Annotated in this window: 11 protein-coding genes; 5 read left to right on the forward strand and 6 right to left on the reverse strand. The window is 43.7% G+C overall.

Annotated elements, in window-relative coordinates:
• Positions 1 to 93 precede the first annotated feature (93 nt).
• Positions 94 to 1,056 carry a ferrochelatase gene (gene hemH / locus ACF8OV_RS15530; RefSeq protein ID WP_025635875.1) on the forward strand — a complete coding sequence of 321 codons (963 nt, stop codon included), beginning with the start codon at positions 94 to 96 and terminating at the stop codon, positions 1,054 to 1,056.
• Positions 1,057 to 1,131: 75 nt separating this feature from the next.
• Here the strand turns inward: hemH and ACF8OV_RS15535 are convergent, their stop codons facing one another.
• Positions 1,132 to 2,520 carry a peptide MFS transporter gene (locus tag ACF8OV_RS15535; RefSeq protein WP_005454549.1) on the reverse strand — a complete coding sequence of 463 codons (1,389 nt, stop codon included), beginning with the start codon at positions 2,518 to 2,520 and terminating at the stop codon, positions 1,132 to 1,134.
• Positions 2,521 to 2,853: 333 nt separating this feature from the next.
• Between ACF8OV_RS15535 and rfaH the strand changes: the two genes are divergently transcribed.
• The gene (rfaH, locus tag ACF8OV_RS15540; protein WP_005454588.1) at positions 2,854 to 3,354 is read left to right on the forward strand and encodes a transcription/translation regulatory transformer protein RfaH; all 501 of its coding nucleotides are present in this window, start codon (positions 2,854 to 2,856) and stop codon (positions 3,352 to 3,354) included.
• A gap of 115 nt (positions 3,355 to 3,469) precedes the next feature.
• On the opposite strand, the gene asnB is transcribed toward rfaH, so the two are convergent.
• The 4 genes from asnB to nagA form a co-directional block, all read right to left on the reverse strand.
• The gene (asnB, locus tag ACF8OV_RS15545; protein ID WP_005454564.1) at positions 3,470 to 5,134 is read right to left on the reverse strand and encodes an asparagine synthase B; all 1,665 of its coding nucleotides are present in this window, start codon (positions 5,132 to 5,134) and stop codon (positions 3,470 to 3,472) included.
• A gap of 242 nt (positions 5,135 to 5,376) precedes the next feature.
• On the reverse strand, positions 5,377 to 6,966 hold the full coding sequence (locus ACF8OV_RS15550; RefSeq protein WP_131170298.1) for a cation:proton antiporter family protein: 1,590 nt from the start codon (positions 6,964 to 6,966) through the stop codon (positions 5,377 to 5,379).
• An 81-nt stretch (positions 6,967 to 7,047) separates the two neighbouring features.
• Positions 7,048 to 8,262, reverse strand: a complete 1,215-nt coding sequence (locus ACF8OV_RS15555) for an ROK family protein (RefSeq protein WP_005454586.1) — start codon at positions 8,260 to 8,262, stop codon at positions 7,048 to 7,050.
• 2 nt (positions 8,263 to 8,264) lie between these two features.
• Entirely contained in the window at positions 8,265 to 9,401 is a 1,137-nt protein-coding gene (gene nagA, locus ACF8OV_RS15560) for an N-acetylglucosamine-6-phosphate deacetylase (protein ID WP_023624136.1), read from the reverse strand.
• A gap of 489 nt (positions 9,402 to 9,890) precedes the next feature.
• Between nagA and nagE the strand changes: the two genes are divergently transcribed.
• The gene (nagE, locus tag ACF8OV_RS15565; protein ID WP_317675860.1) at positions 9,891 to 11,462 is read left to right on the forward strand and encodes an N-acetylglucosamine-specific PTS transporter subunit IIBC; all 1,572 of its coding nucleotides are present in this window, start codon (positions 9,891 to 9,893) and stop codon (positions 11,460 to 11,462) included.
• Positions 11,463 to 11,697: 235 nt separating this feature from the next.
• Positions 11,698 to 13,368 carry a glutamine--tRNA ligase gene (glnS, locus tag ACF8OV_RS15570; protein WP_017448750.1) on the forward strand — a complete coding sequence of 557 codons (1,671 nt, stop codon included), beginning with the start codon at positions 11,698 to 11,700 and terminating at the stop codon, positions 13,366 to 13,368.
• 129 nt (positions 13,369 to 13,497) lie between these two features.
• Here glnS and fcrX read toward each other — a convergent pair whose 3' ends face one another.
• Positions 13,498 to 13,947, reverse strand: coding sequence for a ferric iron uptake transcriptional regulator FcrX (gene fcrX, locus ACF8OV_RS15575; RefSeq protein WP_005489847.1), 450 nt, complete (start codon positions 13,945 to 13,947; stop codon positions 13,498 to 13,500).
• Between the two features lie 199 nt (positions 13,948 to 14,146).
• Between fcrX and ACF8OV_RS15580 the strand changes: the two genes are divergently transcribed.
• Positions 14,147 to 14,650 (forward strand): DUF4442 domain-containing protein, encoded by a 504-nt coding sequence (locus ACF8OV_RS15580; protein ID WP_015296390.1) that lies wholly within the window; start codon positions 14,147 to 14,149, stop codon positions 14,648 to 14,650.
• Positions 14,651 to 14,667: the final 17 nt, after the last annotated feature.

Below are 14,667 nucleotides of genomic sequence, written 5' to 3' on the forward strand. Positions count from 1 at the left end.
ATTATCAAAATTTTTAATAATTTTGTTATAGTGAAGCGGCCGTAAGGTCGCTTTTTTTATACATTTTATATGCTGGGAAAACAAAGGGACGCAATGCAAACTAAAAATAAACAAGGTGTGTTACTGGTTAACCTAGGAACACCTGATGAACCTACCGCTCCAGCGGTTAAGCGCTTCTTAAGTCAGTTTCTTCATGATCATCGTGTAGTCGATATGACACGATGGCTTTGGTGTCCAATTTTACATGGTGTGATTCTTCCAATACGCTCGCCAAAGGTCGCTAAGCTGTATGAATCAGTATGGATGGAAGAGGGCTCACCTTTAATGGTGTATTCCAAACGCCAGGCAAAGAAACTTGCTCAGCATCTCGATATGCCTGTGGAACTCGGCATGACTTATGGCAACCCAAGCCTTCAATCTGGTTTTGAAGCTCTTATCGCTCAAGGTGTGGAAGAGGTTATTGTGCTACCGTTGTACCCACAATATTCTGGGACAACCACCGCAGCCGTGTCTGATGGAATCACAAAAGCGTTTAAGCAACTGCCAGTGATACCAGCATTCAGCTTTATTCGCGATTATCACGATCATCCAATGTACATCGAAGCGCTTGCGCATTCGGTTAGACAATACTGGGAAGAGCATGGCAAAGGGGATTACTTGCTGTGTTCATATCACGGTATTCCTAAACGTTATGCAGACAATGGCGACATTTATCCTCAGCATTGTGAAGCGACCACTCGCTTGCTCGGTGAGGCGCTTGGTTTATCATCGGATCAGATTGGTATGTCTTATCAGTCTCGTTTTGGCCGAGAAGAGTGGCTACAGCCTTACACTGATAAAACATTGGAAACCATCACCAGTAAAGGCGTGAAGAAAATTGATATCATGACTCCTGCATTTTCATCTGATTGTTTAGAAACGTTGGAAGAAATTGCGGGAGAGAACAAAGAGATCTTTATGGAAGCGGGTGGTGAGCAGTTCCACTATATTCCATGCCTTAATGACGATGACATGCATATCGATATGATGGCAGAACTAGTACGCAGCAAGCTGTAGAGCTTTGGTATTCTGCACCGAATGAATACTAAAAAGGGTCGCGATTGCGACCCTTTTTAGTAACTTGAAACCATGTTAAGCAACTTGTGTTTGTTGCTCTTCAATTTGTTCTGCAGTGCTATGAGTGTTTTCTGCACCGTGCATCCAACGAACAAGCGTGTTCGAGAATAACATTAGAATCACACCACTGATCAATGCAGTTACTGCGATGCCACTAAAGATAGCCATTGCACCAAGTTCACCCACATGAGAACCCACGTAACCAGCGACATAGTTCGCAATAGCGTTACAACCAAACCATGCACCCATCATCAACGATGCAAGACGTAGCGGAGCCAGTTTGGTTACAAGAGACAGGCCAATAGGGGATAGACACAGTTCACCCAAAGTATGGAAGAAGAACGCGCCAACTAGCCATAGCATGGATGTTTTCACGTTAGTATCACCACCTTGCTCCATTACTGCACCAACCATGCATAGGAAGCCTAGTGCCAAGAAGAACATGGCTAAAGCAAATTTCGCTGGTGAGTTTGGTTCACGTTTTCCTAGTTTCACCCATAGAACCGCAAGGACAGGCGCAAGCGTAATGATAAAGAATGGGTTTAGTGACTGGAACCAAGCTGCAGGTACTTCAAAACCGCCAATCATACGATCGGTGTACTGCTGAGTGTAAATGTTCATCAGACCGCCAGCTTGCTCGAAACCAGCCCAGAATACGATAGTAAACAGGCTCATCACCAAGATAACTTTAATGCGATCTACTTCTTCTTTGGTAAGAGGTTGTTTTGTTTTGGCGTTCTTATTGTTTAGGTCGCGTTTCGCGGCTGGCTCACGGCCAATATCACCAAGCCAAGACTGTGAAAGCGACATTTGCATGACAAGGCTGATTATCATACCCACGCCCGCTGCTACGAAACCTGCTTTCCAACCAAATGAGTTCGTTACAGATCCAGAAACCACGCCGGCTAGCAGAGCACCAAGGTTGATACCCATGTAGAAGATAGTGAAAGCGCCATCACGACGATTATCACCTTCATTGTATAGGTCGCCAACCATGGTAGAGATATTTGGCTTGAATAGACCGTTACCACAAATAAGCAGAGCAAGACCTAAATAGAAAGTGTGAAGTGCTCCGAAGCCTAGTGCGTCAGCCGGAAGTGCCAGTGTGAACTGGCCGATAGCCATTAATGCACCACCAAGCAAAATTGAGCGGCGTTGGCCAAGGTAGTTATCGGCAAGGTAACCACCAATCAATGGGGTAATGTAAACAAGGCCGGTGTAAATGCCATAAAGGTCGAGCGCGTCTTTCGTTGACCAGCCCAAACCACCATTCATTGTGGTATCAGTTAAGTAGAGTACTAGAATGGCACGCATTGCGTAGTAGGAAAAGCGTTCCCAGAGTTCTGTGCCGAACAATAAGAACAAGCCACGAGGGTGACCGAAATATTGATGTTGGTTTGACATAAGCTCTTCTAATAGTAGTTATTACATTTTTTAACGACACCTACGTATACATTGCAATTTAACTGCTTACAAACAATAAAATTTTGCCTTACGACTAAATAACATTGTTAAGTCACTGTTTATTTTTGATTTTGTGGAGCTTTTGTTGGTGGTTGGTGTGTGTTACAAACTTAATTTTCATTTTTGCCTATGGACTTATTTTCTTAACCTTTTGAAAAAGTGTAAGTTATGCGAACAATGTATAATGGTCTTCTTATGGATAATTTGAATATTCATGACTCACCTTTAGCTTAATGCTAGGATGAAACAAAAATATAATTGGCTAGTAATAAAATGAAACGTTGGTATTTACTTTATTGTAAGCGTGGAGAACAAATAAGGGCTAAGCAGCATCTTGAAAATCAAGGTGTTGAGTGCTTCTACCCAACTGTAGAAGTCGAAAAAATCTTGCGCGGTAAGCGACAAAAGGTCGAAGAACCGTTGTTTCCTTGTTATGTATTTGCACGTTTTGATTATGAACAAGGCCCGAACTTTACGTCGGTTCGGTCGACGCGCGGTGTTGTCGACTTTGTTCGATTTGGTGCCCAACCAAAAGAAGTTCAAGGCGATCTTGTGTTTGAGTTGAAGCAGCTAGAGAAATGCTGCACAGAAAAAAACATATCCGAATGCATGCCTAAACCAGGTGATCAGGTTCGTGTTAAGAGCGGACAATTTGCAGGTATTGATGCCATTTTCCAAGAACAAGACGGAGAGAAGCGTTCAATCATGTTGGTGCAAATGATCTCGAAGCGAGTACCAGTTAGCATTGATAACACCGATTTAGATTTAAAGTAGTCGCTTAATACTCATAACAACCAACACAAAAAAGAGGTGCGCACACACCTCTTTTTGATCTTAACGTCAACAAGTTAAATAATTGGGCTGGATTGCTGGTCCAGCCCAATTCTGCTTAGTAAGCGTCGTTGTGAACGGTTTGCACTGCACGGCCTGAAGGGTCAACACAGTTCTTGAATGACTCATCCCACTCAATCGCTTTCGCTGATGAACACGCTACAGAAGGACCACCTGGTACACATTCTGCAGCTGATGGTAATGGGAACAACTCCTCAAAAATTTCGCGGTATACGTAACCTTCTTTAGTTGTTGGTGTGTTGTATGGGAAGCGGTACTGAGCCGTTTCCATCTGTTGATCGGTCACTTTCTCTTCTGCTACGGCCTTCAAAGTGTCAATCCAGCTGTAACCTACGCCATCAGAAAACTGCTCTTTTTGACGCCAAGCGATTGAGTCTGGTAAGTAATGCTCAAAACATTCGCGAAGAATGTGTTTTTCCATCTTACCGTTGCCACACATTTTGTCTGCAGGATTTAAGCGCATTGCGACATCAATGAACTCTTTATCCAAGAATGGTACACGGCCTTCAACGCCCCATGCCGCCAACGATTTGTTCGCACGAGCACAGTCAAACATGTTTAGAGCCAGCAGTTTACGAACCGTTTCTTCGTGGAACTCTTTTGCGTTTGGCGCTTTGTGGAAGTACAAGTAACCACCGAAGATTTCATCAGCGCCTTCACCAGAAAGCACCATTTTGATGCCCATTGCCTTGATTTTACGGCCCATAAGGAACATCGGCGTTGAGGCACGAATCGTTGTTACGTCATAAGTCTCGATGTGGTAAATCACGTCACGAATAGCATCCAAACCTTCTTGAATGGTGTATGTCATTTCGTGGTGAACGGTACCAATTTTTTCTGCCACTTCACGTGCTGCTTTTAAGTCTGGAGCGCCTTCAAGACCAACCGCAAAAGAGTGAAGTTGAGGCCACCATGCTTCTGATTTTTCATCGTCTTCGATACGCATCGCAGCATAGCGTTTTGCGACCGCAGAGGTGATGGATGAATCCAGACCACCAGATAGTAGTACGCCGTATGGCACGTCAGTCATTAGTTGACGTTTCACCGCTGCTTCCAGTGCTTCTGTTAGTTCTTCTTTACTCGTGCTGTTACCTTGAACAGCAGCATATTCGTTCCAGTCACGGATGTAGTAACGCTGAGGTTCTGCATCTTTTGAGCTGTAGTGCGAACCTGGAGGGAATTCGCTGACTGTTTTACAAACGGGTACGAGTGCTTTCATTTCGGAAGCGACGTAGTAGTTACCGTGTTCATCGTAACCTTGGTAAAGTGGAATGATACCGATATGGTCACGACCTACTAGGTACTCATCTTTTTCTTCATCGTACAGTACGAAGGCAAAAATACCGTTTAGCTCTTCAAGAAGATCAGCACCCATGTCTTGATACAGCGCTAAAATAACTTCACAGTCAGAGTCTGTTTGGAATTCGTACTTGCCTTCGTAGCGAGCGCGAATCTCTTTGTGGTTGTAGATCTCACCGTTAACGGCAAGGATTAGTTTTTTATCAGGGCTGTATAGTGGTTGAGCACCGCTATTTAAACCAACGATAGCCAAGCGCTCGTGAGCTAGGATTGCTCTTTCTGAAGAGTAGATACCAGACCAGTCAGGGCCACGGTGACGAAGCTTTTTCGACATTTCTAACGCGATAGGACGCAGTGCCGCTGCATCACTTTTAATGTCTAAAATCCCAAATACTGAACACATACAACATCCTTTCTAAATTAAACAATTTCTAATCGGTATGGATTCAATTTGCCATTCTGAGTAAAAAAAGCAACGTTTTGTGATTAAAAAAATGATAAAAAGCCTTGTTGATTAAATAACATTTAATTTATTTGTTGTTTTGATGAATGGAATTAAGGTTTGGTATGAAAATCAAACAAAAAAGCCTCTCTATTGATAGAAAGGCTTTTAATTGGTAGTCGCGTTGTTGCGTATTTTTATGGTTATTTTATCGAAGTGAACTGAGGTTCTAGTTGTTTGCACACGTGTCGCGCAAAACCACTACCTGCTTCGCTGTATATATTAAAGGCAGCGTCCACACCACTTTCCAACAAACCTTCTAGTTGGTCTGGATATTCTGCAATAGCGGCAATTTGCCCTTTGTAGTTTCTACGCTGAAGTTGTTCTAGTGCCGTTTGATTACCTTGATGGTGTGGCATTGCCAATAAAACTAACTTTACGTGACCAGTATCTAGGATTCGTTCCCAAAAATCTGGGTCGGTAGCATCCCCTGAAATGACATTGCGTCCTTCTGAACGGTGTTGTTGCGCTGCTTCTTCACGGATCTCAATCCCCAGAGAAATCTTGCCGTAACGTGCGCGTAGTTCGTCATATGCACCGGTACCAATTCGCCCCATACCTAGAATAAGTACTTGAGCATGTCCCGGGTTGATCAACTGGTCACGTTGGTTGAGTTTCTCTGCAGCCGTTTCTTGTAACCATTTACCGGAATGTTGATAAATTTTATGGCCCAAGCGATTTAGAGGTGCTGAGATAATAAAGGATAGTGAAACCGCTACAGCGATGGCTGCGAGCATGTCACTCGGCATCCACCCCATTTTGTACGCCAGGCCACCGACAATGAGCCCGAATTCGCTGTAGTTAAACAGTGATAAAGAAGCGAGTAGGGAAGTACGCACGCGAAACTTAAAGTGGTTGATTGTGAGGAAGTATAGCAACCCTTTAATAGGTAGAAGGACAATGAATAATAGTGCTAGTGCGATACCTGTTAGACTCAAAGATGCGGATAAGCCGATATTTAAGAAGAAGCAGACGAGAAAGAGCTCTTTCATATTAAATAGCGATTTAGACAACTCTGACGCTTTACGGTGACCAGCGAGCATCATGCCAAGAATCAAGGCGCCAAGGTCTGGTTTCATTCCAACTAACTCAAACAGTCCGGCACCCACAACAAGCGCGAAGAAAATGCCGAACAGCACTAACATCTCGCCGTGGCCTACTTTATCCAATAACTTGTAAAACAGCGGGCGCAGGAGAGGAAGAGCAAATAGACCTATGGCGTACCATTCTGGCACTCTGCCTGTTGAAACAGTCAGAAACACGACGGCGAAGATATCTTGCATAACCAAAATACCGATGGCCAGTGTGGCGTATGTCGCGTTGAGTTCACCTTTTTCCTGCAGTGTTTTTACCGCGAAAACAGTGCTAGAGAAGGAAAGTGCAAAGGCTAGGAGCAATATCTGCCCGCTTTCCATACTTGCAAGGGACGTTAATCCAAGTAGTTTCAGCCCTGACAACGCAAGAGCAAAAAAAGCGGTTGAAAGAATATTGTGCGCTGTTGCGCCGCCCCAAATTTCTTTGGAAAGCAATGTTTTTACATCGAGCTTTAAGCCAATAGTAAAAAGCAAAAGAGTAACGCCGAGATCAGCCAGAGTTACAATAACGTCATTACTTTGATAGCCAAAGGCATGTAAGCCAAAACCCGCTAGTAGAAAACCGACTAGAGGGGGAAGGCTGCATTTGAGCGCGATGAAGCCTGCTAAAAAAGCCGTTGTAATTAGAATAATTTCCATACTGTTGAGCTAGATTCCTGATATACGAAAACGGGCTGTGAAAACACAGCCCGAGATTGTAACTCAATTAGTTGTATAAACTTAGTCTTCTAGTAACTTTTGTAACAAAACGCCATTTAACATCGCTCGTTTTATCATGGCGAAAGCGCCCATTGTTGGCTGCTTATCAATGTGAGAAGCCACAATTGGAAGATCGTTATGGAATGTTTTCAGTGACTGGTTTTCTACATTTCTTTGAATTGCAGGGAAAACAATGTCTTGTGCAGCGGTGATGTCACCTGCAATCACGATTTTTTGTGGGTTAAACAAGTTGATGGTGATAGCGATGGCTTTACCCAACTGGTTACCAACACGTACTAAGCTCTGTTTCGCGAGCTCATCACCGTTCATAGCATGAGTGCATACATCTTCAATCGTAATGTGCTCCAATTGCGTTAAGCTAGACTCATAGCCTTGTGCTATGAGCTGTTTAACGCGTTGGATGATCGCTGGGTTAGCAGCAACCGTTTCAAGACAGCCAAAGTTGCCACATTGGCATTGCTCACCAAGAGGGTCAATTTGAATGTGGCCAATTTCACCTACGTTACGGTTAAAACCTAGAAACACTTGGCCGTTAACAATGATGCCTGCGCCAGTACCGCGGTGTACACTGACTAAGATAGAGTCTTGGCAATCTTGGCTAGCACCAAAATAATGTTCTGCAAGTGCCATACCACGGACGTCGTTACCGACAAAACAAGCCGTATTGAACTTCTCTCGGATAATTTCACCAAGCGCAAGGTTATCAATATCCGTATTTGGCATGTACTCAACGACGCCTGTCGTAGGGTTAACTAGGCCTGGTAACGTAATACCGATAGCAATCAACTGGTCAATTTTATCTTGGCAACGACTTACGAAGTCTTTTAATAAATCAATAAGACCTGCAATCAAATCGGCTTGGTTGGTGTAGTGAAGCTCGTGTTGATCTTCTGCCAGTGCAGTACCGCCTAAGTCATAGAGACAGAATTGAACGTAGTCTCGGCCTAAGCGAACGGCGATAGAGTGAAAAGGCTTCACTTCAGTGGTCAATGAGATTGCTCGACGACCACCTGTTGAAGCTTGTTGGGCGACCTCTTTAATGAGGCCGCGTTCCAATAGTTGACGGGTGATTTTGGTAACACTCGCTGGAGCAAGCTGGCTAACATCCGCGACTTGAATTCGGGAGATAGGACCTTGCTGATCAATCAGCCTGTATACCGCAGCGCTGTTAAGCTGTTTTACTAAATCTACATTACCAATCTGTCCGCCATTCATGCTTAATTTTGCTCGTATTGTCCGTTAACAACCGTCGCTTTAACGTTGAAGTCACGATCGAAAATAGTCAGGTTTGCAACCATGCCTTTTCGAATACGGCCGAGACGGTCCTCAACGCCAATTGCAGTCGCTGGGTACAGTGTAGCCATTCGTAGAGCTTCTTCTAAAGCGATACCTGCGTGCTCAACTGTGTTCTGAACTGCTTCAATCATAGTCAGAGCTGAGCCGCCTAGTGTGCCGTTTTCATCAACACACTTACCATCTCGGTAATATACTTTCTTACCGACAAAAATAAAGTGATCAATGTTAGCACCTGCCGGAGCTGTGGCATCGGTCACCAAAACAAGCTTTTCACCTTTGATTTTATGAGCAATTCGAATGTTTGCGTAGTCTACGTGGAAGCCGTCAGCAATGATGCCTGCGTAGATCTCTGGTGTATCGTAAATAGCACCAACCACTCCTGGCTCACGACCAACCATAGGAGTCATCGCATTGAATAGGTGAGTTGCAAAAGTAATACCGGCCTCAAAACCTTTGCGTGCTTCAGCATAGGTCGCGTTTGTGTGACCGATTGATACCACAATGCCTGCAGCTTTTAGGCGTGCGATATGTTCAGGGTCGTTCTGCTCTGGCGCAAGAGTTACTTTGGCAATGATGTCTGCATTTGAGCAAATAAGGTCAATCATGCCGTCATCGGATGGACGGATGAAGTCAACGCTATGAATACCTTTTTTCGCGACGTTAAGGTATGGGCCTTCAAGATGTAAGCCAAGCGATTGGTTTTGGTATTTTTTGTGATATTCGCGAGCTGCGGCGATTGCCGCGCGCATATCTTCATCAGAAGACGTAATAAGCGTAGGAAGGAAGCTGGTACAACCCGACTTTAGGTTTGCTTCGTGCATGATTTGCATCGTTTCTGCTGTGATAGCATCGTTCAACATGACGCCGCCACAACCGTTCAGTTGCAGGTCGATAAAACCAGGACTTAAGTTAGCTCCATTAAGATCTTTTACTTCAATGCCTTTCGGTAGTTCAGCAACGGGCACAATGGATTGAATTAGATCGTTTTCAACGATGACCGCATGATCGGTAAGAACATCACTACCGGTATAGATTTTACAGTTACTTAGCGCGTACATAGTCAGCTAGTCCTTATAGATGAGAATTCAATTTCTGTATCGTTATCTAATCGGCGACTGAATGAGTCATGTGGGTACTTAGTTTGTATCACTGAATTAGATAACGAGTCACATACAGCAAGTTGCGTTTTATCGATGTCATTGTCAGAGTAACTAACTGAAAAATAATAAATGAATTGTTTTTTATGATTCTTTTTCAGAGCAAAGTTACTAAGAATTACCCGCCGAGATACCAAAATAACACTGATTCTGCCTTGCATAAAGTGCGAGAATATTATCTTTAAAACGCCATTTTTTCGTATAATAAAATAAGTTTTATGATCTCGCTAGCAAAAACCTTTCGAAAGAGCAAATTGTGGTGATTATGATCACAAACAATGAGCTTTTAATTTGCGGAGCAAAATTAATGTCATAAACTGACGATGACTAAATTGAACGACTGAAATAAGTCATTCAACATAACATCGAATCCTATAGGGGGAACTTAAGGTGAATATTCTCGGATACGCGCAGAAGTTAGGTAAAGCTCTTATGCTTCCTATCGCGACTTTGCCAATCGCAGGCTTGTTACTGCGCTTGGGCCAACCTGATGTATTTGACATCGCGTTTATGGCACAAGCCGGTAACTCAATCTTCTCTAACCTTCCATTGTTATTTGGTCTAGGTATCGCGATCGGCTTATCAAAAGACGGTCAAGGTGCTGCAGGTCTTGCTGGTGCGGTTGCGTACTTCGTACTTACTGCGACAGCGTCAACAATCGATGCGTCAGTTAACATGTCATTCTTCGGTGGTATCATCGCAGGTATCATTGCTGGCCATTCTTACAACGCTTTCCATGCAACACGCCTTCCTGAGTGGCTAGCATTCTTCTCTGGTAAGCGCCTAGTGCCAATTATGGCTGGTTTGTTCGCCCTAGTTGCTGGTGCTGTTTCAGGTATTGTATGGCCAACAATCCAAGGTGGTCTAGATGCACTTGCTCACGGTATCTCTACTTCTGGCGCAATCGGTCAGTTTGTATACGGTACGCTTAACCGTGCTCTAATTCCTGTAGGTCTACACCACGTACTGAACTCTTTCTTCTGGTTTGGTATGGGTTCTTGTCAAGAAGTGCTAGTTTCTGGCGCAACAGCTGCTGGTCAAGCTCTTCCTGCACTACAACAACTTTGTGTTGACCCAGCTCTAGCTAAGACTCTTGTTGCAGGTCAAACTCACACATTTGAATTCGCTAACTCAGTAACTCCAGAAATTACAGCAACTGTTAAAGAAGTAACTGAAACAGTTAAATCTGGTGACCTACACCGTTTCTTCGGTGGTGATAAGAGCGCTGGTGTATTCATGAACGGTTTCTTCCCAGTAATGATGTTTGGTCTACCAGGTGCAGCACTTGCTATGTACCTAGCGGCTCCTGTTGAGAAACGTAGCCAAGTTGGTGGTGCATTGTTCTCTGTTGCATTCTGTTCATTCCTAACTGGTATCACAGAGCCTCTAGAGTTCATGTTCGTATTCCTAGCTCCTGCTCTATACGCGATTCACGCAGTGTTCACTGGTCTATCGCTAGTTGTTGCTAACATGCTTGGTACGCTACACGGCTTCACATTCTCTGCTGGTCTAATTGACTACTTGTTGAACTACGGTCTAGCAACTAAACCTCTACTACTAGGTGCAGTTGGTCTTGGCTTCGGTGCTCTTTACTTCTTCACATTCAGCTTCGCAATCCGCGCGTTTAACCTAAAATCGCCAGGCCGTGAAGATGATGATAGCCAAGCAGCAGCACCAGCAGGTGAAGCAAAAAGTGGTGACCTAGCTCGTCAATACCTAAAAGCGCTAGGTGGTCATGACAACCTAACTTCAATTGACGCATGTATCACTCGTCTACGTCTAACTCTGAAAGATCGTTCAGTAGCTGATGAAGAAGTGTTGAAGAAACTAGGTGCGAAAGGTGTTGTTAAACTAGGTGAAAACAACCTTCAAGTTATCCTTGGTCCTCTAGCAGAAATCGTTGCTGGCGAAATGAAAGCAATCGGCGTAAACGAAGACCTATCGAATGTAAAACTACCATAATTACATCGAACTGATATTTGATTAGAGACCTCCTTCGGGAGGTCTTTTTTTGTTTCAGTGCTTTGAATCTGCTGTGCATTCACGCGAACTCGATAAATATTGCCGTTTTAGCGCGAGTTCTTGTTGTCTAATGGCTTAGAATTGTGGATCATTAGAAACAATGTACTCTGTAAAACCATATCGGATACAGAGTTCCGTTTTCTCTGACAATACTTATATTTTTGAGGTGCTATAGATGAGTGAAGCTGATGCTCGTCCATCAAACTTTATTCGCCAGATCATTGATAAGGATCTAGCGGATGGCAAACACACTAGCGTGCATACTCGATTCCCGCCGGAGCCAAATGGCTACCTGCACATCGGTCATGCTAAGTCTATCTGTTTGAACTTCGGTATTGCTCAGGACTACCAGGGTCAATGTAACTTACGTTTCGACGATACAAACCCTGAAAAAGAAGACATCGAATACGTTGAGTCTATCAAGAAAGATGTAAACTGGTTAGGCTTCGAGTGGGATGGTGAAGTATGTTACTCATCAAACTACTTCGACAAGCTTTACGAATATGCAATTGAATTGATTAACAAAGGCTTAGCGTACGTAGATGAGCTAAGTCCAGAGCAGATTCGTGAGTACCGTGGCACGCTAAAAGAGCCAGGTAAGCCAAGCCCATACCGCGACCGTTCTGTTGAAGAAAACTTAGCGCTATTTGAAAAAATGCGCGCAGGTGAATTTGAAGAAGGTAAAGCGTGTCTTCGTGCGAAGATCGATATGGGTTCGTCATTCATGGTTATGCGTGATCCAGTGCTATACCGTGTACGTTTTGCTACTCACCATCAAACGGGTGATAAGTGGTGCATTTACCCAATGTACGACTTCACACACTGTATCTCTGATGCGCTAGAAGGCATTACGCACTCTATCTGTACGCTAGAGTTCATGGACAACCGTCGTTTGTACGACTGGGTATTAGACAACATCACAATTGATTGTCGTCCTCATCAATACGAGTTCAGCCGTCTAAACCTAGAATACACAGTGATGTCTAAGCGTAAGCTAAACCAACTAGTAACCGAAAAATTGGTTAACGGTTGGGATGATCCTCGTATGCCAACAGTATCTGGTTTACGTCGTCGTGGTTTCACACCTGCGTCAATCCGCGAATTCTGTAAGCGTATCGGCGTGACGAAGCAAGAAAACATGATCGAGTTTAGCTCGCTTGAATCTTGTATTCGTGACGACCTAAACGAAAATGCACCTCGTGCGATGGCTGTGTTGGACCCTGTTAAAGTTGTTATTGAGAACTTTGAAGAGGGCGCTGTAGAAAATCTAACGCTGGCTAACCATCCAAATAAACCTGAAATGGGTGAGCGTGAAGTACCGTTTACTCGTGAAGTTTGGATCGAGCGAGAAGACTTCCGTGAAGAAGCGAACAAAAAGTACAAGCGTCTAGTTCTTGGTAAAGAAGTTCGTTTACGTGGTGCTTACGTGATCAAAGCTGAGCGTGTTGAAAAAGACGCGGAAGGCAACATCACAACGATTTACTGTACTTACGATCCTGAAACGCTAGGCAAAAACCCAGCAGATGGTCGTAAAGTTAAAGGCGTAATTCACTGGGTATCTGCGGATAAAGCGCTACCAGCAGAAATTCGCCTATACGATCGTTTGTTCACTGTTCCAAATCCTGCAGCAGCAGAAGACTTCGCTTCAACCATTAACCCTGATTCACTCGTTGTGATCAACGGTTTCGTTGAGCCAAGCCTGGCATCTGCAGAAGCAGAGCAAGGCTACCAGTTCGAGCGTATGGGTTACTTCTGTGCGGATTCTAAAGATTCAACTGCAAATAACCTAGTGTTCAACCGCACGGTTGGCCTACGTGATACATGGGCGAAAATTGAGAACCAATAATCTCAATCGTTACCTATAGAAAAATGCCAGCAATTGCTGGCATTTTTGTTTTTGGATTAAGCAAAACAAAAAGTACAGATACAAAAAACGCCAGCTTTAACTGGCGTTTATTTTTAATCTACAAGCAAATTATTTTGCAGGTTTGTGCGCATCTGGGTTTTCTTTGCAACCACCGTCACTGCATTTACCGTATAGGTATAAGCTGTGGTTTGTTAGCGTCACATTGTACTTAGCTGCGATTTCGCGTTGGCGCTCTTCAATGATGTCGTCAGAAAACTCAATTACTTCACCACAGTCTAGACATACTAGGTGGTCGTGGTGATGTTGAGTTGACAATTCGAAGACTGACTTGCCACCTTCAAAGTGGTGACGAGTAACAATACCTGCATCGTCGAATTGGTTTAGAACGCGATAAACAGTTGCTAGACCTATCTCTTCACCTAGATCAATCAGCTTTTTGTACAAATCTTCAGCACTGATGTGCTGGCAGTCTGGCTGCTGAAGTACTTCTAGAATTTTTAGCCTTGGAAGGGTAACTTTTAGACCCGCATCCTTCAGCGCCTGATTATTATCTGACATATACTTTCCCGTTGGATCATCTGCAGCGATTTAACAGAATTCAATATTCCTACCATTATAGGCGAAGCGCTAAAAACATTAAACCACGAACTTCAAAGGGTTAATAGAATCTTTTTGTAAATTGGAAATGGGTCGATTATATTACAGATCTGACCAGTTACAATTTTGTAACATGAGCTTAGAGAGGGCACGGACTGCAATGAATAAGCGACTCGCGAAGATTTATAAACCAGGGATTGTGAAATTTGCGTTGAATGTATGGCCACCATTTTGGGGGGCCGGAATTAAAATCTTACATATTTCTGAAGACTTCCGAATGGTTAAAGTTCGTTTGAAACTTCGCTGGTGGAACAAAAATGCCAATCGTACACAGTATGGAGGCAGTATTTTTTCCTTAACAGATCCCATTTACTCTCTCATGTTGATGGGTATTCTACGTGAAGAGTATTACGTGTGGGATAAAGAGGCGAGCATCAACTTTATCAAGCCAGGACAAAGCGATTTGTTTGCTGAGTTTGAGATCACGGATGGCATGCTAGACGAGATCTATCAGATGACTCGAAACGGCGAAAAGTGCTTTCCTGAATTCATTACGCATGTAAAAGACAAACAAGGGAATGTGGTATCTGAAGTTCAGCGCAAGTTATATGTGAGAAAGAAGCCTCAATATCGAGAAGAAGAGGCGGTAACGGAAGCGCCTTAATTTAATGCTATAAAAAA

Source organism: Vibrio sp. GLN_1 (assembly GCF_043106015.1).
Taxonomy (GTDB): domain Bacteria; phylum Pseudomonadota; class Gammaproteobacteria; order Enterobacterales; family Vibrionaceae; genus Vibrio; species Vibrio parahaemolyticus.

Bases quoted from the DNA above. Each gene is read 5' to 3' on its own strand.
- nagA (WP_023624136.1), bottom strand. From the start codon at position 9,401: ATGTACGCGCTAAGTAACTGTAAAATCTATACCGGTAGTGATGTTCTT.
- ACF8OV_RS15535 (WP_005454549.1), bottom strand. From the start codon at position 2,520: ATGTCAAACCAACATCAATATTTCGGTCACCCTCGTGGCTTGTTCTTA.
- rfaH (WP_005454588.1), top strand. From the start codon at position 2,854: ATGAAACGTTGGTATTTACTTTATTGTAAGCGTGGAGAACAAATAAGG.
- ACF8OV_RS15555 (WP_005454586.1), bottom strand. From the start codon at position 8,262: ATGAATGGCGGACAGATTGGTAATGTAGATTTAGTAAAACAGCTTAAC.
- hemH (WP_025635875.1), top strand. From the start codon at position 94: ATGCAAACTAAAAATAAACAAGGTGTGTTACTGGTTAACCTAGGAACA.
- ACF8OV_RS15580 (WP_015296390.1), top strand. From the start codon at position 14,147: ATGAATAAGCGACTCGCGAAGATTTATAAACCAGGGATTGTGAAATTT.
- glnS (WP_017448750.1), top strand. From the start codon at position 11,698: ATGAGTGAAGCTGATGCTCGTCCATCAAACTTTATTCGCCAGATCATT.
- ACF8OV_RS15550 (WP_131170298.1), bottom strand. From the start codon at position 6,966: ATGGAAATTATTCTAATTACAACGGCTTTTTTAGCAGGCTTCATCGCG.
- asnB (WP_005454564.1), bottom strand. From the start codon at position 5,134: ATGTGTTCAGTATTTGGGATTTTAGACATTAAAAGTGATGCAGCGGCA.
- fcrX (WP_005489847.1), bottom strand. From the start codon at position 13,947: ATGTCAGATAATAATCAGGCGCTGAAGGATGCGGGTCTAAAAGTTACC.